At 72.2% G+C, this 18,710-nt stretch carries 19 protein-coding genes and 1 tRNA gene; 14 read left to right on the top strand and 6 right to left on the bottom strand.

The genetic code is table 11. The features are described from left to right. Nucleotides 1-25 precede the first annotated feature (25 nt). On the top strand, nucleotides 26-1,063 hold the full coding sequence (locus AB0910_RS01365) for an ABC transporter substrate-binding protein (protein ID WP_366742412.1): 1,038 nt from the start codon (nucleotides 26-28) through the stop codon (nucleotides 1,061-1,063). Between the two features lie 31 nt (nucleotides 1,064-1,094). On the opposite strand, the gene AB0910_RS01360 is transcribed toward AB0910_RS01365, so the two are convergent. Together AB0910_RS01360 and AB0910_RS01355 are read right to left on the bottom strand one after the other, a co-directional pair. Beyond that, nucleotides 1,095-1,916, bottom strand: coding sequence for an XRE family transcriptional regulator (locus tag AB0910_RS01360; RefSeq protein WP_366742411.1), 822 nt, complete (start codon nucleotides 1,914-1,916; stop codon nucleotides 1,095-1,097). A 483-nt stretch (nucleotides 1,917-2,399) separates the two neighbouring features. After that, a complete protein-coding gene (locus tag AB0910_RS01355) occupies nucleotides 2,400-2,822 on the bottom strand; it encodes an ATP-binding protein (RefSeq protein WP_366742410.1) in 423 nt (140 codons plus the stop codon). A gap of 268 nt (nucleotides 2,823-3,090) precedes the next feature. Here AB0910_RS01355 and AB0910_RS01350 point away from each other — a divergent pair, with 268 nt between their 5' ends. The 4 genes from AB0910_RS01350 to AB0910_RS01335 all read left to right on the top strand — a co-directional run bounded on the left by AB0910_RS01350 (nucleotide 3,091) and on the right by AB0910_RS01335 (nucleotide 6,950). Next, nucleotides 3,091-4,296, top strand: a complete 1,206-nt coding sequence (locus tag AB0910_RS01350) for a SpoIIE family protein phosphatase (RefSeq protein ID WP_366742725.1) — start codon at nucleotides 3,091-3,093, stop codon at nucleotides 4,294-4,296. Next, nucleotides 4,293-5,933 carry a CHASE3 domain-containing protein gene (locus tag AB0910_RS01345; protein ID WP_366742409.1) on the top strand — a complete coding sequence of 547 codons (1,641 nt, stop codon included), beginning with the start codon at nucleotides 4,293-4,295 and terminating at the stop codon, nucleotides 5,931-5,933. Before AB0910_RS01350 ends, AB0910_RS01345 begins: the two co-directional genes overlap by 4 nt. After that, a complete protein-coding gene (locus AB0910_RS01340) occupies nucleotides 5,930-6,379 on the top strand; it encodes a response regulator (protein ID WP_366742408.1) in 450 nt (149 codons plus the stop codon). Before AB0910_RS01345 ends, AB0910_RS01340 begins: the two co-directional genes overlap by 4 nt. A gap of 103 nt (nucleotides 6,380-6,482) precedes the next feature. Then, nucleotides 6,483-6,950 carry an ATP-binding protein gene (locus AB0910_RS01335; RefSeq protein ID WP_366742407.1) on the top strand — a complete coding sequence of 156 codons (468 nt, stop codon included), beginning with the start codon at nucleotides 6,483-6,485 and terminating at the stop codon, nucleotides 6,948-6,950. Between the two features lie 261 nt (nucleotides 6,951-7,211). On the opposite strand, the gene AB0910_RS01330 is transcribed toward AB0910_RS01335, so the two are convergent. Further along, entirely contained in the window at nucleotides 7,212-8,354 is a 1,143-nt protein-coding gene (locus AB0910_RS01330; protein ID WP_366742406.1) for a PP2C family protein-serine/threonine phosphatase, read from the bottom strand. Nucleotides 8,355-8,446: 92 nt separating this feature from the next. Between AB0910_RS01330 and AB0910_RS01325 the strand changes: the two genes are divergently transcribed. Together AB0910_RS01325 and AB0910_RS01320 are read left to right on the top strand one after the other, a co-directional pair. Then, nucleotides 8,447-8,962, top strand: a complete 516-nt coding sequence (locus AB0910_RS01325; protein ID WP_366742405.1) for a MarR family winged helix-turn-helix transcriptional regulator — start codon at nucleotides 8,447-8,449, stop codon at nucleotides 8,960-8,962. 170 nt (nucleotides 8,963-9,132) lie between these two features. Then, a complete protein-coding gene (locus AB0910_RS01320) occupies nucleotides 9,133-9,531 on the top strand; it encodes an STAS domain-containing protein (RefSeq protein ID WP_366742404.1) in 399 nt (132 codons plus the stop codon). Here the strand turns inward: AB0910_RS01320 and AB0910_RS01315 are convergent. Then, entirely contained in the window at nucleotides 9,505-9,972 is a 468-nt protein-coding gene (locus AB0910_RS01315) for a MarR family transcriptional regulator (protein ID WP_366742403.1), read from the bottom strand. The two genes, AB0910_RS01320 and AB0910_RS01315, sit on opposite strands and share 27 nt — an antisense overlap. 69 nt (nucleotides 9,973-10,041) lie before the next feature. Next, nucleotides 10,042-10,281, bottom strand: a complete 240-nt coding sequence (locus tag AB0910_RS01310) for a DUF5133 domain-containing protein (protein ID WP_366742402.1) — start codon at nucleotides 10,279-10,281, stop codon at nucleotides 10,042-10,044. 249 nt (nucleotides 10,282-10,530) lie between these two features. On the opposite strand from AB0910_RS01310, the gene AB0910_RS01305 reads away from it, so the two are divergent. From AB0910_RS01305 to AB0910_RS01295, 3 genes are read left to right on the top strand one after another with little or no spacing between them, the layout of a single operon-like run. Continuing rightward, nucleotides 10,531-11,250, top strand: coding sequence for a (Fe-S)-binding protein (locus AB0910_RS01305; protein WP_366742401.1), 720 nt, complete (start codon nucleotides 10,531-10,533; stop codon nucleotides 11,248-11,250). Next, complete coding sequence (locus AB0910_RS01300; protein WP_366742400.1) at nucleotides 11,247-12,707, top strand: LutB/LldF family L-lactate oxidation iron-sulfur protein; 1,461 nt, start codon at nucleotides 11,247-11,249, stop codon at nucleotides 12,705-12,707. Before AB0910_RS01305 ends, AB0910_RS01300 begins: the two co-directional genes overlap by 4 nt. Continuing rightward, nucleotides 12,704-13,333 (top strand): LUD domain-containing protein, encoded by a 630-nt coding sequence (locus AB0910_RS01295; protein WP_366742399.1) that lies wholly within the window; start codon nucleotides 12,704-12,706, stop codon nucleotides 13,331-13,333. Before AB0910_RS01300 ends, AB0910_RS01295 begins: the two co-directional genes overlap by 4 nt. Before the next feature lie 14 nt (nucleotides 13,334-13,347). On the opposite strand, the gene AB0910_RS01290 is transcribed toward AB0910_RS01295, so the two are convergent. Next, the gene (locus AB0910_RS01290; protein WP_366742398.1) at nucleotides 13,348-13,854 is read right to left on the bottom strand and encodes a DUF309 domain-containing protein; all 507 of its coding nucleotides are present in this window, start codon (nucleotides 13,852-13,854) and stop codon (nucleotides 13,348-13,350) included. Between the two features lie 84 nt (nucleotides 13,855-13,938). Here AB0910_RS01290 and AB0910_RS01285 point away from each other — a divergent pair. The 4 genes from AB0910_RS01285 (at nucleotide 13,939) to AB0910_RS01270 (ending at nucleotide 18,704) form a co-directional block, all read left to right on the top strand. Continuing rightward, nucleotides 13,939-14,012: transfer RNA gene (locus AB0910_RS01285), tRNA-Pro, on the top strand. A gap of 627 nt (nucleotides 14,013-14,639) precedes the next feature. Then, the gene (locus AB0910_RS01280; protein ID WP_366742397.1) at nucleotides 14,640-15,623 is read left to right on the top strand and encodes an ABC transporter permease; all 984 of its coding nucleotides are present in this window, start codon (nucleotides 14,640-14,642) and stop codon (nucleotides 15,621-15,623) included. A gap of 1 nt (nucleotide 15,624) precedes the next feature. Then, nucleotides 15,625-16,581: an ABC transporter permease gene (locus AB0910_RS01275; protein WP_366742396.1), complete on the top strand. Its 957-nt coding sequence runs from the start codon at nucleotides 15,625-15,627 to the stop codon at nucleotides 16,579-16,581. Beyond that, nucleotides 16,578-18,704 carry an ABC transporter ATP-binding protein gene (locus AB0910_RS01270; RefSeq protein WP_366742395.1) on the top strand — a complete coding sequence of 709 codons (2,127 nt, stop codon included), beginning with the start codon at nucleotides 16,578-16,580 and terminating at the stop codon, nucleotides 18,702-18,704. The genes AB0910_RS01275 and AB0910_RS01270 overlap by 4 nt, the downstream gene beginning before the upstream one ends. The last annotated feature ends 6 nt before the right edge of the window (nucleotides 18,705-18,710 follow it).

The following is an 18,710-nucleotide window of genomic DNA, read 5'->3' as shown; positions in this document are numbered from 1 at the left end:
CGCCCCCGAACGCCCGAGGATCCCCATGCCGTCTCTCCGTGTCCGCAGCGGCCCCCGCGCCGCCGTCGCGCTGCTCGCCGCCTCCGCGCTCGCCCTCTCCCTCGCCGCTTGCGGCGGCTCCTCGTCCTCCGCCGCGGCGGACGGCGCCGCCGGCACTCCCGCCGCGGCCCAGGGCACCGTCACCGTCGGCGCGCAGTCCAACGGCGCCGCGCGCCAAGCCGTCCTCAAGGTCCCCGAGGTCGCCGCGATCCGGGCCGAGCTGCCGAAGCGGCTCATCCGGAAGGGCACCCTCGACATCGGGTTCGGCTTCCTCCCCGCCGGCTCCCCGCCGCTCGGCTACGTCGGCGGCGACCAGCGGACCCTGACCGGTTCAGAACCCGACCTCGGCCGCCTCGTCGCCGCCGTGTTCGGCCTGCGGCCCCAGCTTTCCAACGCCACCTGGGACAACCTCTTCGTCGGCATCGACAGCGGCCGTACCGACGTCGGCTTCTCCAACATCACCGACACCGAACAGCGCAAGGAGAAGTACGAGTTCGCCTGCTACCGCAAGGACAACCTCGGCTTCGAGGTGCGCGCATCCGACCCGTGGAGGTTCGACGGCACGTACCGCAGCCTCGCGGGCAAGACCGTCGCGGTCGGCGCGGGCACCAACCAGGAGAAGCTGCTGCTCCACTGGCGCGACCAGCTGAAGGCCGCGGGGAAGGCACTGACCGTCAGGTACTTCCAGGACGCCAACAGCACCTACCTCGCCCTGAAATCCGGGCGCATCGACGCCTACCTCGCGCCCAACCCCAGCGTCGCCTACCACACCGTGCGCACCGCGCACACCCCCGGCGCCACCCGCAGCGCCGGCACCTACTCGGGCGCCGGCTCCACGCTCCAGGGCCTCATCTGCGCCACCGCCAAGAGGGGCAGCGGGCTCGCAGAGCCCCTCTCGGATGCCGTCGACCACCTGATCAGGCACGGCCAGTACGCGGCCTGGCTGAAGGCGTGGAACCTCACCGACGAGGCCGTGCCCACCTCACGCGTCAACCCGCCAGGGCTGCCGCTCGGCAACTCCTGACCGCGGCGGCCCCGGCGGGCGGCGGCGGGGCTCAGACCCCGCCCGAGCGGATCGCCGGTGCGCCGTCCTGCCGCGGGCCCTGCTGGTACATCAGGATGATCAGCCGCGCCCCCGGCGACGCCAGCGGCTGCGCCGCGCACATCCGCAGCCAGCCGGGCCCCAGCTTCACGTGCCGGATCGGCCGCTCGTCGCCGTCGGGGTGGATGACCGCGCCGCCCGCCTCGTACAGCGGCCCCGCGAGCGGGTCGGCGAGCACCTCGCGCTCGATCTCCCGCAGCACCGTGTCGTCGGGCCGCGCCACCAGCGCGGCCCGCAACTGCGGTACCAGCAGCGGAGCCCAGGCGGTCTCCCAGTCGCTGAGGATCGCGCGCCCGTCCGGGTCGAGCAGCATGAACCGCATCATGTTCGCGGGCACCCGCCCGTCCGGCACCATCTCCGTGAACGGGCTGTTGCACGCCAGCATGTCCCAGGACGCGTCCGTGATGTAGGCCGGGTGCAGGATGCCCTCGACCGCCTCCTGCCACATGCCGGGGATCTCCTTGCCCGCCGAGGGGCGCAGCGGCCCCGGCGGGTCCTCGTCCCGCGCGTAGCGGCACAGGGACACCCACTCCTGCTCGTCGAAGCGGAACAGCTGCGCGACCTCACGCAGCAGACCGACCGGCGGATTGTGGTACGTGCCCGATTCGAGGCGGTGGTACGTGTGGATCGCGCGGTTCAGCAGCAGGTCCACCTGCTGCTGCGAGAGGCCGGGCGCGCGTCTTCCCTGCCCGGTCGGCCGGGCCAGCCCGTGCGACTCAGGGCTGATCAGGGCGCGGCGTTCGCGCAGCATGGCGCTGAGCGCCTTCTTGTGCATGTCCGGTGGCCCTCCGGGGGGAAGGGGAGAGGGGTCGTCCTGTTGGCCTCACCATTATTCACACCGGATTTCGTAAGAGAAGCTGAACGAAGAAAAGCGGCCCCCACCTGCGCCATGCTTGTCGCACAGCGCGCTGCGAACCGGTTCTGGGGGGAAGCGGGGGGCGTAAGCCTCCGCAGCGCGCGGCCACTGGCCGCGGTCGGTGCCGGCACTCGTCATGAGCGGCCCCGGCACCGACCGCGACGCCGGTCGGCCACCGGTAGCGCCGGCAGCCCTGCGCGGGGCGGTCGGCCTGGGCCCGGGTGCCAGGGCCCGAGGGGCCGGACACCGCTCTCCCGCTCGACGCGGTCTTCGGCCCTTCCCGTGTGCCCTTCGTCTTCTTCCTCGCCGTCTTCCTCTTCGCCGTCCTCATCCGCGGCTCGCCGCCCGGCTTCCCGCCGGCGGCGCCAGGCTCGCCCCGAAGGGCGGGCACCGGCCCCTCCGTCAGCCCTGCCGCACCGGCACGGTCGCCCGTACGAGCTTCCCGTCAGGGCCCAGCGGCACGACCGCCACCTCGGCGAGGCGGCACACCATCGGCCAGCCGTAGCCGCCAGGCAGCCACTCGCCGCCGTGCCCGCGCTCGACGGGCCGCCGGGCACTGCCGTCCTGCACGGTCACCTCGACACCCGCAGGGCGGACCGCGACCCGCAGGCCGTGCGCCCCGCCCGCGTGCCGCAGGGCGTTGGTCACCAGCTCGGAGACCACGAGCAGTACGTCGTCCCGCACGGGCTCCGGCACCCGGGCACCCTGCCCCGCCAGGTAGGCGGCGGTCAGGTCACGTGCCTCGGCCGCCCCCGCGGGCCGGGCGTCCAGCCACCGCGAGCCCTCGGCGGTCGCGCCGTCAGGCCCTTCTTCGACGGTGGTCATCGGCACCCCCCTTCGCGGATCTTCCTTCCTCGGGAGTCCGTCTGCCCGCCGACGCCGGGGTGACGCGTGCCATTTGCCACCGATCGCTCCCCGGCCGGGGCGGCCGTCCCCGAAAACACGTAACCGCTGTCGCATATGCTTCCCGCCGGAGCGGTGCCGTCGTGCGCGCCGCCAGGCGAGTGGGGGTGTGAGCGTGGCAGAGTCGCCCCTTCGGGTGCCCGTGCCGCAGCTTGGGCCGAGGCGGAGCAGCGTGCCGGCGTCCGGTGCGCTGCCCGTGCAGGAGACGGCGTCCGGCGCACGGGACGCCCGGCGCGCGGTGGACGCCGTCCTGCTCCTGGTCGAGGACGACCCGGGCGACGCGCTGCTGGTCGAGGAGATGCTCGCGGACAGCGACCTGGAGTCCGCCCTGACCTGGTGCAAGACGGTCAGCGAGGCCCAGCGGCACCTGACAGGCGCCACCGGGCCCGTCTGCGTCCTGCTCGACCTCCACCTCCCCGACGCCCACGGCGTCGACGCCGTCACCCGCATCGTCCACCGGGCCCCCGACGCCGCCATCGTCGTGCTGACCGGCATGGCCGAGGGCGAGACCGGCCTCACCGCCGTCGCCACCGGCGCCCAGGACTACCTGGTCAAGGACCGCCTCGACCCGGAGATCCTCAGCCGCGCCGTCCGCTACGCGCTCCAGCGCAAGCAGGTCGAACGCGCCACCGCCGCCCTGCGCGCCAACGAGCTCATGGCCCAGGAGAACGCCAGGCTCGAACGCGGCCTGCTGCCCGTGCCGCTGCTGCGCGGCGACGACTTCGAGGCGTTCGCCCGCTACGAGCCGGGGCGCGCCCACGGCCTCCTCAGCGGCGACTTCTACGACGTGGTGCAGACCACGGACGGCACCGTCCACGCGGTCATAGGCGACGTGTCGGGCCACGGCGCCGCCGAGGCCGCGCTCGGCGTCTGCCTCCGCGTCGCCTGGCGCACCGCGGTCCTGTGCGGCACCGCCCCGCTCGAACTGGTCGGGCTGCTGGAGGAGATACTCGTCGCGGAACGCTCCGACCAGCACGTCTTCGCCACCGTCACCTCGCTCTCCTTCCCGCGGGGCGGCGGCGAGGTACGCGTCGTGCGGGCCGGCCACCCCGGGCTCCTGGTCCGCGAGGGCACCTCCGTCAGCTGGATCGAGCCGAGCGTCGGCATGGCGCTCGGCCTGCTGCCCGGCGCGGGCCGCTGGAGCGAGAGCACGGTCCCGCTGCCGCCTGGCGGCCATGTCGTGCTCTTCACCGACGGCCTGTTCGAGGGCCGTACGGGCCCCGTGTCCCGCCTCGGCGAGGAGGGCCTCCTCGCCCTCGCCAGGCGCCACGGCGCCCTGTCCGCACGGGACTTCGTCGACACCCTGGTCGCCGAGGCCACCGCGGGCGCCGCGCCCTTCGGCGGGCTCGCCGACGACGTCGCCGTACTCCACCTCGGCTGGGGAGGCCGCGCATGACCCTCTGGCACCTCACCCGCGACCGGCTGTCCGTCCAGGGCTGGGGCCGGCTGATCCTCGCCGCCATGGTCGTCGTGGTGGTCGGCTGCACCGCCGTCGGCGGCGTGCTGCTCTCCAGGACCAACAGCCGCAGCGACGAGCTGACCGACCGCATCCAGCCCGCGAGGGCCGCCGTCTACCAGCTCCAGAAGTCGCTGCTCGACCAGGAGACCGGCGTACGGGGCTACGCCCTGACCGCCGACCCCACGTTCCTCCAGCCCTACACCGACGGCGTCGAGAGCGAGCGTCGCTTCACCGCCGGGGTGCACCGCATCCTGGCGGACGACCCCGCGCTCCTCGGTGACACCGAGGCCATCACCCGCGCCGCCGCGCGCTGGCGCGCCGACGTCGCACAGCCCCTGATCAGCCAGGTACGCGCGCACGGCAAGCTCACCGCGTCCGGCGCCCAGCTCAACCGCAGCAGGATCCAGTTCGACGGGCTGCGCAAGCTGTTCGCCACCCAGGGCGACCACCTCGACACCGCGAGGGACCAGGCCAGGGCGCGCCTCGAACACAGCAGGCAGGTCAGCGAGGTCGTCTTCCTCGTGATGCTCGTCTTCTTCGTGGCCGCCGTCGTGGCCCTCGCGCTCCTGCTCCACCACATGGTCGGCCGCCCCCTCGCCCAGCTGCGGGCCGCGTCGGACGGCGTGCGGGCCGGGGCGTTCGGCCGCCGCATCGAGGTCACGGGCCCCTCCGACCTGCGCGCCGTGGGCGCCGCCGTCGAGGACATGCGGGCGCGGTTCGTCGCCGAGCTGGACGACAGCAGGCAGCGCGAGGAACTGCTCGCCGACCAGACCGAGGAGCTGCGCCGCTCCAACTCGGAGCTGGAGCAGTTCGCCTACGTCGCCTCGCACGACCTCCAGGAGCCGCTGCGCAAGGTCGCCTCGTTCTGCCAGCTCCTGGAGAAGCGGTACGGCGACCGGCTCGACGACCGGGGCAAGCAGTACATCGACTTCGCCGTCGACGGAGCCAAGCGCATGCAGGTCCTCATCAACGACCTGCTGACGTTCTCCCGCGTCGGCCGCGTCCACGACGCCTGGCAGGCCGTGGGCCTCGACGCGTCCGTCGACCGGGCCCTCGGCAACCTCGCCATGGTCATCGAGGAGAACGGCGTCACCGTCGTACGGCAGTCCCCGCTGCCCGAGGTGCACGGCGACCCCACCACCCTCGCCATGCTCTGGCAGAACCTCATCGGCAACGCGATCAAGTTCCGCAGCCCCGACCGGCCCGCGCGCATCGTGCTCGACTGCGTGCGCGAGAACTCGGCGCCCGGCGCCGAGGACGCCGCCCTGTGGCACTTCAGCGTCACGGACAACGGCATCGGCGTGGCCCCCGAGTTCGCCGAGAAGGTCTTCGTGATCTTCCAGCGCCTGCACGCGCGCGACGAGTACGAGGGCACCGGCATCGGGCTCGCCCTGTGCCGGAAGATCGTCGAGTTCCACGGGGGCCGGATCTGGCTCGAACCGGTGCCCGACGGCGGCACCGCCCTGCACTTCGTCCTGCCCGCAGACTCCGCCGACCGGCACGCCGCGCAGCGGCCCGTGCCGCTCCCCGCCCCCGCCCCCGCAACGAGCACCCCGTACGGAGCCGCGACATGACCCTTCCCGCGCAGCCGAAGCCCATCGAGGTCCTCCTGGTCGAGGACGACGCGGGCGACGAGCTGATGACCCGCGAGGCGTTCGAGGACAACAAGATCCGCAACGCCCTGCACGTCGTGCGCGACGGCCAGGAGGCCCTCGACTTCCTCTACCGCCGCGCCCCGTACGAGGACGCGCCGCGCCCCGACCTGATCCTCCTCGACCTCAACCTGCCCCGCTACGACGGCCGCCAGGTCCTCGAGCGCATCAAGACGGACCCGGAGCTCGCGCTGATCCCCGTGGTGGTCCTCACCACCTCGTCGGCCGAGGAGGACATCCTGCGCAGCTACAAGCTGCACGCCAACGCCTATGTCACCAAGCCGGTCGACCTCGACCAGTTCATCGCGGCCGTCCGGCAGATCGACGAGTTCTTCGTGACCGTCGTGAGGCTGCCCGGCAGGTCGTGACAGCCCTCACCGCCGACCGTGCGCATGAGAAGCGCATGAGGGGGCATAAGCGTGGACGGACAGCGGGGATCCCGGACGCCCACTGGTGCGCGGGCAGGAGCAGATGAACGAACAGATCACCGTCTCGGGGGCGACGCTCCCCGTCGGTACGGAGCCGTCCGTGCAGCCGACCCAGTGCCTGAACAGGGCCGCGCAGTTCACCGGGGAGCCGGGTTCCATAGCGTCGGCCAGAGACCTCGCCGTGCGTTTCCTCCAGCAGCTCGGCGCCGAGTGGCTCGCCCCGCTCGACGAGCGCACCCGCCAGGACGTGCTGCTCGTGGTGAGCGAGCTGGTCACCAACGCGGAGCGGCACAGCCACGGCCCCTACGTGATCGAGCTCGAAGGCACCGCGCGCTACGCGTCGGTCACCGTCTACGACAGCAGCACGACGCTGCCCCGCTTCTTCCCGCCGGACCCCGCGCGGCTCGGCGGCCACGGCATGGAGATCGTCCGCGCGGTCAGCGACGCGGTCACCGCCGAGCTCGTCCCCGTCGGCAAGCGCGTCAGGGCCCGCTTCGACCTGCCCCGGTAGACCTGAGCCCGGCGGCCCACCCGCCGGGCGCACGCGCGCCCCGAGACCCGGTACCCGCAAGCCCCCGAGGCCCGGCCCACAGGTCAGGCAGCCGCAGACCCCGGGCTCCGGCCCAAGCCCCCGTCTCCGGCACACCGGCCCGCCGGCCCGGGACTCACAGAGGACCCCGACCACCGGCCCACAGGCCGGGGAGCCGGCGGCCCGCCCCGTTCTTCGGCCTCCGCCCGGGCCCGCGCACCCCGCCGACCGGTGCGTGCGCCCCTACGCCCGCACCCCCCGGCCGAACCAGTCCACGCAGACCACCAGGGCGTCGTCGAGCGTCTCCGTCTGCCGGTGCTGCGCCAGCTCCCCGAGCACCGCCTGCGGCACCAGCGCCGCGGGCAGCAGACTCGTCGAGCTGATCGCCCTGGCCAGCGCCCGGTCCCCGTACGCCTCGCCGTGCGGCGAGACCGCCGAGTACACCCCGTCGCTCACGAACAGCAGCCGGTCGCCCGGCTCCACCAGGAACGGCTGCGCACGGTAGTCGGACTCCTCGAACATGCCGAGCGGCAGCTGCGCCTCCAGATCGATCCGCTCCACCGACTTGCCCCGCCTGCGCCACAGCTGCGGCGAGCCCGCGTCCACCGCCTGCACCTGGCCCGTGGCCAGGTCGAAGTGGAGCAGCAGCGTCGACACGTACTGCGCGCCCCGGTGCTGCGCGTACAGCGCCTGGTCGGCGAGCGCCGCCTGGTCGGCGATGCCGATGCCCGCCCTGCGGGCGTTGCGCAGCGCCTTCACGGCCAGATGGGTCAGCAGGGACGCCTCGATGCCCTTGCCCATGCCGTTGGTGACCGACAGGGTCAGCGCGTGCTCGTCGGCCGACCAGTCGAAGTTGTCGCCGTGGATCGCGTACGCGGGCTCCAGCTGCGCCCCGATCGCGTACTCCGCCGCCTCGCACGCCCGCGCGGGCAGCAGCTCCCACTGCATCTCGGCGGCGAGCGTCAGCCTGCTGACCCGGCGCGCCTGCCGGTACAGGTCGGTGTCGCGCTCTGCGACCAGGATCTCGTGCCCCAGCAGGTCGGCGACGCGCACCAGCTCGGCCACCGCCTCGGGCACCGACCGCGCGAGCGGCATCCGCACGCTCAGGATCCCGAGCCGGTCGCCGCGCACCGAGACGGGCAGATGGTGGTCGACCTCCTCGCGCCCCTGGTGCTCCCGGGGCTCCTGGCTGCCGAAGGCGCGGCCCTCGGCACTGTTGTTCAGCGACAGGGCCTCCTCGGCGAGACCGCCGACGGGCCGCAGCGCCGTCAGCCCGTAATCCGCCAGGTAGAGCCGCACCCGAGTCGCGCCGTACGCGGCGGCGAGCCCTTCGCGCACCACGTCCACGAGGGCGTGCGGGGCCGCTGACCGGACCGCTCTTTCCATGTCCGCCAGTACAGTCACGTTCTTGAGGCCTTCTTCTCAGGGTGAATCTGTCTGGGCTGACAAATACCCGTGTCGGATGAAAGAGTGGATCGATGTCCCGCTTCACGGCTCAGTCGCACCGGCGCGAGCAGGTCGCCATGGCCGCCCGCGCCGCCTCCGAGCTGCTTGAGGTGCTCTGGGGCCGTGGCCAGGAGGCGGCGCCGTCCGGGCCCGTCTCGCCGTCGCAACTACGGGCTCTGCTGGTCATCGAAGGGTACGAGGGCGCCAATCTTCGCACGCTGAGCGAGATCCTCGGCTCGCGTCCCTCGTCGTTGAGCAGATTGTGCGACCGGATGGAGGCCATGGGCCTGGTCGTCCGCTCGCCGAGCCCGACCAGCAGGCGCGAGGTGGAGCTGCGGCTCAGCAGGCAGGGGCGCACCGTGCTCGACGAGTACCGCTCCTTTCGCGCGCGCGAGGTCGAGACGGTGCTCGACCGCATGGAGCCCGGGGACATCGTGGCGCTCGCCGAGGGGCTCAGCGCCTTCCGCGCCGCGGCGGCGGGGCGCCTCGGCGAGCTCGGCGGTCCGCCGGCCGAGGCGGCGCGAGGTCACGTGGCGGACAGCGCGTAGCGTCATTCAGCCCCTGCTTCCTGGTACGGCACGTTGTACTCCCGGCGCGGCGGACCCGCCCGCAGCCGGTGAACAGATTGTTGCCCACCAGAGAATGTTGTCAAATGACAACTATCGCTTCTATCGTGGGGTCTCCTGATGCCGAGCCGTCCACCGTCCTAAGGAACACCGTGCTGCCTCCTCCCAGCGCCGACAGGGCGATGGAACTGACGTCGAGCCGGGAAGGCGCCGCGGTCGTCCTGGCCGTCGACGGCGAACTCGACCTCGACACGGTCGCCCCGCTCGGCGACGCGCTCGCAGAAGCGGCGGACGGGCAGGCCGACGGACCGGTCGTGGTGGATCTGTCGAAGGTCGCCTTCGCCGACTCCACGACGGTGAACGTGCTGCTGCGCGCCCGTGTCGCGCTCGGCGGCCGGCTGCGGATCGCCAGCCCCTCCGCCTTCCTGCGGCGGCTGTTCGACGTCATAGGCCTCGACGAGGCGCTGCCGGTGTACGGCTCTGTGCCCGAGGCGCTCGCCGCCGGCGACGAGCCGCGGGGAGGCTCAGGGGTCCTGGGTGTCGGCGAGTGAGGAGACGAAGGAGCGCAGTCCGGCGAGGAGGGCGAGGGCGCTCTCGCCCGGCATGTGGCGCATGACGTCGGTGAGGCGTGCGGCCCGCCGGTCGCGGTAGTCGGCGAGCAGGCTCGCGCCCCGCTCGGTCAGGACGAGGCCGATCTCCCTGCGGTCCCCGCGTACGGGCCTGCGCTCGATCAGCTCTGCCGCCTCCAGGGTCGCGCACATGCGGCTGGCGCGCGGCAGTGTCATGCCGGTCCCCTCGGCGAGCCGGGTCAGGTTGAGCCCCGGCCGGTCACCGACGAACCGGAGGATTCTCAGGCGGTGCGGCAGCAGCCACGGATCCACGGCCGCCGCCGCGCTCACGGCGATCTCGCTCACGGCCTCCGCCGAGTCCGCCAGTTTCTCGGCCGCCTCGCGGAGCGTTTCCGCGGTGGGTTCAGGGAGACGCCCTTCCATGGGCCCGATCCGTTCGTTCCACGTGTCGTACGGCTGGCTGGGCTGCCGCGGCGGGGCGCTGCCGACCGGTCAGACGGCGGCCGCGAGCCCGCCGGGTGCCTCGGTGGCGGCCTCGGCCGCGGCGATCCGTCTGCCCGCGGCCGCCAGCGCCTCCTCGGCGGTCCTGGTGCCGGTCGAGACGCACAGCGTGTACGTGGCGTCCTCCAGGCGCCGCAAAGCCTCCTTGCCGCCCTGCCGGGCATGCAGGGCCCTTGCCGCCTCGTAGCTCTCGACGAGGTGACGCAGCATCGTGGGGTGAGCCATCAGCACGGGTGTGCCTGCCTTTCTCCGCAGGGGTCCTTCAGGCGGACTTCGGACCCGCGCCTTCCCGCGATCCGGCCGGACATGCGCGCCAGGTCGCGTGGCGGCCGTCACAGCGCCAGAGACCGGCCCCCGGCGCCCGCCCCCCTCGGCCGGGCGGGCGGACGTACGGAACGCCCGCAGCCATCCGATGTCTGGCGTCCCCTCACACCGGCCCGGCCCTTCTGTACGCGCACGGGCCCGGCATATGCTCGACCCATGCGCGTCGCTCTCTTCGTCACCTGCGTCAATGACGCCGTGTACCCGTCCACCGGTGTCGCGACCGTGCGGCTCCTGGAGCGCCTCGGGGTGGAGGTCGACTTCCCCGAAGGGCAGACCTGTTGCGGACAGCCCCAGTTCAACACGGGGTACCGCGCGGAGACCGTGCCCCTCGCCCGCCGCATGGCGGACGTCTTCGACGGCTACGACCACGTGGTGACCCCGTCGGGCTCCTGCGCCGCCATGGTCAGGAACCACTACCCGGCGATGGGGGACAGCGCGGCCGCCGCGCTCGCCCCTCGGATGTATGAGCTCACCGAGTTCCTGGTGGACGTCCTCGGTGTGACCGACGTCGGCGCGTACTTCCCGCACTCCGTCACCTACCACCCCTCCTGCCACGGCCTGCGCCTGATCGGGCTCGGCGACCGCCCCCGCCGGCTGCTCGGCGCGGTCAAGGGCCTTGACCTGCGCGAGCTGCCCGGCGCCGAGGAGTGCTGCGGCTTCGGCGGCACCTTCGCCGTCAAGAACCCCGACGTGTCGGCGGCGATGGGCCGGGACAAGGCCCGCAACGCCGGGTCCACCGGCGCCGAGGTGCTGTGCGGCGCCGACAACTCCTGCCTGATGCACATCGGGGGCGTGCTCAGGCGCGAGGGCGACCCGGTGCGCCCCCTGCACCTCGCCGAGATCCTTGCCTCGACCGAAGAGGAGCCCTGGTCATGAGCGGCACGTTCGTCGGAATGCCGGCGTTCCCCACGGCGGCGAAGGAGGCGCTCGCCGACGAGACCCTGCGGGGCAACCTCCGCTACGCCACCCACACCATCCGCGACAAGCGCGCGAAGGCCGTCGCGGAACTCGACGACTGGGCCGAGCTGCGCGAGGCCGGCAAGCAGATCAAGGACCACACCCTCCGCAACCTGGACCGCTACCTCGTCCAGCTGGAGGAGTCCGTCACCGCGGCGGGCGGCCAGGTCCACTGGGCCGCCGACGCCGACGAGGCCAACCGCATCGTCGCCGACCTGGTGAAGGCCACGGGCGAGACCGAGGTCGTCAAGGTCAAGTCGATGGCCACGCAGGAGATCGGGCTCAACGAGGCGCTCGCGGCCGAGGGCATCGCCGCGTACGAGACCGATCTCGCCGAGCTGATCGTCCAGCTCGGCGACGACCGGCCGTCCCACATCCTGGTGCCCGCCATCCACCGCAACCGCGCCGAGATCAGGGAGATCTTCGCCCGCCGGATGGCCCAGTGGGGCAGGCCGGCGCCCGACGACCTCTCCGACGCGCCCGCCGAACTCGCCGAGGCCGCGCGCCTCCACCTCCGCGAGAAGTTCCTGCGCGCCAAGGTCGGCGTCTCCGGGGCCAATTTCATGGTCGCCGAGACCGGCACCCTCGCCGTCTTCGAGTCCGAGGGCAACGGGCGGATGTGCCTGACCCTCCCCGAGACGCTGATCTCCGTCGTCGGTATCGAGAAGGTCGTACCGACCTGGCGCGACCTGGAGGTCTTCCTCCAGACCCTGCCGCGCTCGTCCACCGCCGAGCGGATGAACCCGTACACGACCATGTGGACCGGCACCACCGAGGGCGACGGACCGGAGACCTTCCACCTCGTCCTCCTCGACAACGGCCGCACGGACACCCTCGCCGACGAGGTCGGACGCCAGGCGCTGCGCTGCATCCGCTGCTCCGCCTGCCTCAACGTCTGCCCCGTGTACGAGCGGGCCGGCGGCCACGCGTACGGCTCGGTCTACCCCGGCCCGATCGGCGCGATCCTCAGCCCCCAGCTGCGGGGGACGCGCAGCGAGATCGACGCGTCGCTGCCGTACGCCTCCTCGCTGTGCGGCGCCTGCTACGAGGTGTGCCCCGTCGCCATCGACATCCCCGAGGTGCTGGTGCACCTGCGGGACGAGATCGCCCACCAGGGCGGCAAGGGGCACCGGCTGGAGCGCGCCGCGATCAAGGCGGCCACCTGGGTGTTCGAGCACCCGGGCGTCCTCGCGGCGGGGGAGCGGGCGGCGAGTGCCACCCGCAGGCTGCACCCGTCGCGGGTCCCGGGCGCCGGTGCCTGGACCGACAGCCGCGACCTGCCGGAGCTGCCGCCCGAGTCGTTCCGCGACTGGTGGCGCAAGAACCGCACCAACGGCGCCACCCGCACGGGCGGCAGGAAGGACGGCGGATCGTGAGCACCGCACCCCACGCCCGCGCACGCATCCTGGCCCGGGTGCGCGCGGCCGTCGCCCAGGCGCCCGAGGCGCCGGAGCCCGAGCGCGGCTACCGCGACACCCACACGCCGGACGACCGGATCGTGGACCTGCTCGCGGAGAATCTCGACGACTACCGCGCCGTCGTGCACCGGTGCGCGGCCGCCGGGCTGCCCGCGCTCGTCGTACGCCTGCTCGCCGAGCGCGGCAGCACCTCCGTCGCCGTCCCGCACGGGCTGCCCGACGAGTGGCTCGCCGACGCCGCAGCGACCCGCGTCCCCGAGACGGCCACGCCCGCCCGGCTCGACGCCGTGGACTCCGTCGTCACCGGCTGCGCCCTCGCGATCGCCGAGACCGGCACCATCGTCCTGGACGCGGGGCCCGACCAGGGCAGGCGCCGCATCACGCTCGTGCCCGACCACCACATCTGCGTCGTGCGTGTCCCCGAACAGGTCGTCGGCGGCGTCCCGCAGGCCATGCCGCGCCTTGACCCGACCCGCCCGCTGACCTGGATCTCCGGGCCGTCCGCGACCAGCGACATCGAGCTCGACCGGGTGGAGGGCGTGCACGGCCCGCGCACCCTGGAGGTGATCCTCGTCGAGGGGTGAGCGTGCCCGCAGCGTCAACCGAGCAGGCGCGGCGCCTCGGCCGCGGGGTCGGCCGCCGGCCTGCCCGCGCCCACCCGGTCCGCGAGGCCGCGCGCCCACGCCGTGAGCCCCGGCAGGTCGAGGCCGTGCGCGGGACGCCCGTACGCCTCGACGACCGCGGCGCCCCGCAGCAGCAGCCGCCGCGCGCCCTTGGCATTGCCGCGCGCCGCGTGCGTCAGCCCCACGGCGAGCTGCGCGAGCCCGCGCCACAGCGCGCGCTCCTCGTCGGGGCCCGACTTCCAGGCGTCCTCGAACACCTCGTGCGCGTGGAACGGCAGCCCCGCGTCGAGCAGCCGCTGCGCCTCGGCGACGCTCTCCGCGGGGGTGCGCACCACGCCCTCGGGCTGCCGCGCGACCCCGCGCGCTCCGTACGGCAGCGGCCTGCCGAGGCCGTCGCGCGGCCGCGCGCTGCGGGCCCTGCCCCCGGCGTCCCGGTCCCTGCCGCCCCGCGCCGCGCCTCCCGTACCCTTTCCGTGCTCCATCCCGCGATTGTCCCCCGCGCGGGCGCCCGACGTGACCTGGGCACCCTTGGCCGTGCGGTATGGTTGTCCCGCGTGATCACGCACCGGGACGTGGCGCAGCTTGGTAGCGCACTTGACTGGGGGTCAAGGGGTCGCAGGTTCAAATCCTGTCGTCCCGACTCGTGAGAGTCGTCATCGAAGGCCGGTTTCGGAACCATCCGAAACCGGCCTTCGATCATTTTCGTGGGCCTGCCGGAAGCCGGTCGGGGACACCGGCGTCGCCGCGCACCAGGAGCCCGCCCCCGGAGTCACGAGACCCCGTATCCCACCTCGCCGAGCGACGGAGCCCGGGCATCGCGCGGCGCCCGGCGACCGCCGGAATCCTGTCGTTCAACGCGCGTCCGCCACGGCGTTGAAAAGTTTCACGAAGAATGACTGAAATGTGGTTTCGGCTTAACCGGATCGCGACCTGACCAACCTTGACGTGACATAAGGGCAGTTGGGATTGTCAGCAACGGCGCTGCATCCTGCGGCCGTCTTGAACTGGCTCACACCCACGCGAGGTTGTCGCTTCATGCCCGGCGCACTGCTCACCCCTGCCCCGCCCGCCCGTGCGGATCCGGCAGCCCACCCCAGGATCGTGCATCAGAGCGGCTGCGCGCCAACCCTTTTCTGACCCCCCGAGCATCCGCACGTCGTCCTGCCCGAGCGCTCGTGAACCGGTGCCCGGTCAACGCGGCCAAGCGTCCGGTCACCCACCGGATCCGCGGGCCGACTCGCCCTACCTCACGAAAGGCCGGCTCACAGTGCTGCGTTACATCGCCCGCAAAGCAGTCGGCTGGTTTTTGATGATCGTCGTCGCGACCAACCTCACGTACTTCCTCGCCAACGCCTTCCTCAAGCCCGCGTCGAACTACACCGCGCTGCGACCGCCTCGAACTCCAGCCCAGATCAACCATTCGCTGTCGCTCTACAACCTCAATCCGGACAAGCCGATCCTCGATCGGTGGTGGCACTGGATATCCCAGATCGTGACCCACTTCGACTGGGGCCAGTCGCCGACCGGCGGCAGTGTCAACGCGCAGGTCGCCTACCGGATCTTCGTCAGTGGGCAGTTGGTCCTCGCGTCCACGGTCCTCTCCATCATCGTCGGGGTCGCACTGGGCGTCCACACCGCGTCACGCCAGTACCGGCCCGCCGACCGGGTGTGGCAGGGAATCTCCGTCCTCTCCTTCAACACGCCCTCCGCGGTGGCCTCCCTCGCCGTGGTGCTCGGGGCGATCGCGCTGAACCAGGCCCTGGGGAACACACTGCTGCCCGTGGCCGGTGCCCAGAGCCCCGACGTCGGCGGCTTCTGGGCAATCCTGGGCTCCCGCGCGTCGCACGCGATCCTGCCCACGATCTCGCTCACCTTCATCTCCTATGCCGGGTACCACCTCTTGCAGCGGTCGCTGCTGCTCGACCACATCAACTCCGACTATGTCCGTACGGCCCGCGCCAAGGGGCTGACGCGGCAACAGGCCATCTACCGCCATGGGCTGCGGACTTCCATCATTCCCGTCGCCACCCAGGTCGCCTTCGCGATGCCCGCGCTCTTCACCGGCGCCGTGATCACGGAGACGGTCTTCGCCTGGCACGGGATGGGCGAGTACTTCACCAAGACCATCAGCACCAACGACGTGCACGGCGTCGTCGCCGTCGCAGCCTTCGGCGCCCTCATGACGGCGATCGGCGCCATCCTCGCCGACCTCGTCATCGTGGCCCTCGACCCCAGGATCAGGGTGAGCTGACATGGTCATCAACATGCCAGGCGCCGGACCCGACGCCGAAGACATGCGCCCCGCGAGGACCGGGGCACCGGCCGCCGGGAAGACCGGGCCCGGCGGCAGGCGGCTCTCCCCGTTCAAGCTGTACATGCGGCGCTTCGCACGCAACAAGGCAGCGCTCGGCGGCCTGTTGCTTTTCGCCCTCCTCGTGTTCTTCGCAGTCTTCGGCCGGTTCCTGACGCACTGGAACTACAGTGAGGCGGACTTCGCCGCACTCACCGTCGCCCCCGGGACCGGAGGCCACCTGCTGGGCACCAATGGCGCGGGCAATGACGTCTACGCCCAGCTCGTGCACGGCCTCGGCAGGTCGCTGGTGATCGCCGTCACAGTGTCCCTGCTGACCACCGCCATCGCCGGACTGTTCGGCACCACCGCCGCCTACTTCGGCGGCAAGGTCGAGCGCGTGATGCTCGGCTTCGTGCACTTCCTGCTCATCCTGCCCTCGTTCCTCATCATCGCCCTGGTCGGCACGCACTACCGGGGCGAGTGGCAGGTGCTGGTCGTGGTCCTCACCCTGTTCGGCTGGATGCTCACCGCCCGGGTGATCTGGTCCCTGGCCACGTCCCTGCGGGAGCGGGAGTACGTGCTGGCGGCGCGCTTCATGGGCGTGAGCCCGATGCGGATCATCGTCCGCCACCTCGTGCCCAACATCGGGTCCCTGCTCATCGTGACGTTCACCCTCGGTGTCGCCTCGACCGTGCAGTCCGAGACCGCGCTCTCCTTCATCGGATTCGGCGTCAAGCAGCCCGACGTGTCCCTGGGTTCGATGCTGGCCGACGGACAGAACACACTGTCCACCGCTCCCTGGCTGTTCTACCTGCCCGCGGCCATGGTGGTCCTGCTCACCGTGGCCATGGCGCTCATCGGTGACGGCCTGCGGGACGCCCTCGACCCCACCTCGCAGTCTGGAGGCCGCGCATGATCGAGCAGCGCGCTGTCACGACCAAGCCCGACACCGGGCGGCCCCTGCTGTCCGTGCGCGACCTGAGGGTGACCTTCCCCTCTGAGGCGGGCAGGGTGGACGCCGTCCGCGGTGTCTCCTTCGATCTGCACCGGGGCAAGACCCTGGGCATCGTCGGCGAGTCCGGGTCGGGCAAGTCCGTCACCTCCATGGCCGTCATGGGACTGCTGCCCGACTACGCAGCAGTCACCGGCGAGGTCGTGCTCGGCGGCGAGAACCTCCTCGACCTCGACGACCGTCAGATGTCGAAGGTGCGCGGCCGCCGGATCGGCATGATCTTCCAGGACCCGCTGTCGTCACTCACCCCGATCTTCAGCATCGGGTCCCAGATCGTCGAGGCCCTCCAGATCCACCAGCGCATCTCGTCCGCTGCCGCCTGGAAGAGGGCCGTCGAACTCCTCGACCTGGTCGGAATTCCCAACCCCGACCGCCGGGCCAAGGGATTCCCGCACGAGTTCTCCGGCGGCATGCGCCAGCGCGCCGTCATCGCCATGGCGATCGCGAACGACCCCGACCTGATCATCGCCGACGAACCGACGACCGCCCTCGACGTCACCGTGCAGGCGCAGATCCTGGATGTGCTCAAGACCGCCCAGCGTGAGACCGGGGCCGCGGTCATCATGATCACCCACGACCTCGGGGTGGTGGCGGGCTCCGCCGACGACGTCGTGGTGATGTATGCGGGACGCGCCGTCGAGCGAGCCGGGGTGGACGAACTCTTCGCCCGCCCGCGCATGCCGTACACCATCGGCCTGATGGGGGCGATACCCCGCCTGGACGAGCGCGCCAAGGGCGCCCTGACGCCCGTCCCCGGGACTCCGCCGCTCCTGGTGGACCTGCCCGACGCCTGTCCCTTCGCCGCTCGCTGCCCTGCGGTGGAGGACGCCTGCCGGGAAGCGGAACCGCCCCTGCTGCAGATCGCAGGGGACGGCACCGGCGGTGAGCACGCGACCGCCTGCCGGCGCGCCGCGGAGATCGACGGCGCCGCCATCGGCGGCGAGCCCATCTATCCCGTCCCCGCCCCGAAGGAGAACCTGGCCATCGCCGCCCCCCGGGAGGACCGGCCCAAGGTCCTGGAACTCTCCGGCGTCACCAAGACCTTCCCGCTCACCAGGGGCGGACTGCTCCGACGCCAGGTGGGCACCGTCTTCGCCGTCAACGGCATCGACCTGGACATCCGCGAGGGCGAGACGCTCGGCCTCGTCGGTGAGTCGGGGTGCGGGAAGACGACCACCCTCCTGGAGATCATGGGGCTCAAGCCGCCCGAGGAGGGCAGCATCTCCGTCTGCGGCCGGGACACGGCGGACCTGGGGCGGAAACAGGACATCAGCGAGGTCCGCCGCAGCATCCAGATGGTCTTCCAGGACCCCATGGGCGCGCTGGACCCTCGGATGACGGTCTTCGACATCCTCGCCGAACCCCTGCGCGCCGTCGGCCGACGCGACCGGAGATCACTCGAGACCCAAGTGGCGGATCTCATGGAGCTGGTGGGCCTCGATCCCGAGCACCGGGAGCGCTTCCCCGCGGCCTTCTCCGGCGGTCAGCGCCAGCGCATCGGCATAGCCCGGGCGCTCGTCACGAAGCCCCGGCTGCTGGTCCTCGACGAGCCGGTCTCGGCCCTCGACGTCTCGGTGCAGGCCGGCGTCATCAACCTGCTCGACGACCTCAAGGCCGAGCTGGGTCTTTCCTACCTCTTCGTCGCCCACGACCTCTCGGTGGTGCGCCACATCTCCGACCGGGTGGCGGTGATGTACCTGGGGCGGATCGTCGAGAGCGGGGCCATCGACGCCGTCTTCGACGCCCCCGCACACCCCTACACCAAGGCACTTCTCTCCGCGATTCCGCTGCCCGATCCGGCCGCAGAACGCACCCGGGAACGGGTCCTGCTCAAGGGGGACCTGCCCAGTCCCACCGACGATCGGCCGGGCTGCCGGTTCGTCACCAGGTGCCCTCTGCACCTGACGCTGCCGGAACCGCAGAAGGCACAGTGCCGCGGAACCACTCCGGAGCTCACCGGGAGGGACGACCGGGACCATCTCTACGCGTGTCACTTCGCGGACACGCCCACGTCCGTCGACAACTGAGCTGAA

Origin of the sequence: Streptomyces sp. NPDC047002 (genome assembly GCF_040704505.1) — a bacterium.
GTDB lineage: Bacteria > Actinomycetota > Actinomycetes > Streptomycetales > Streptomycetaceae > Streptomyces.
Note: the sequence above shows the minus strand (reverse complement) of the source record. Positions and strands in the feature narration are given on the sequence as shown.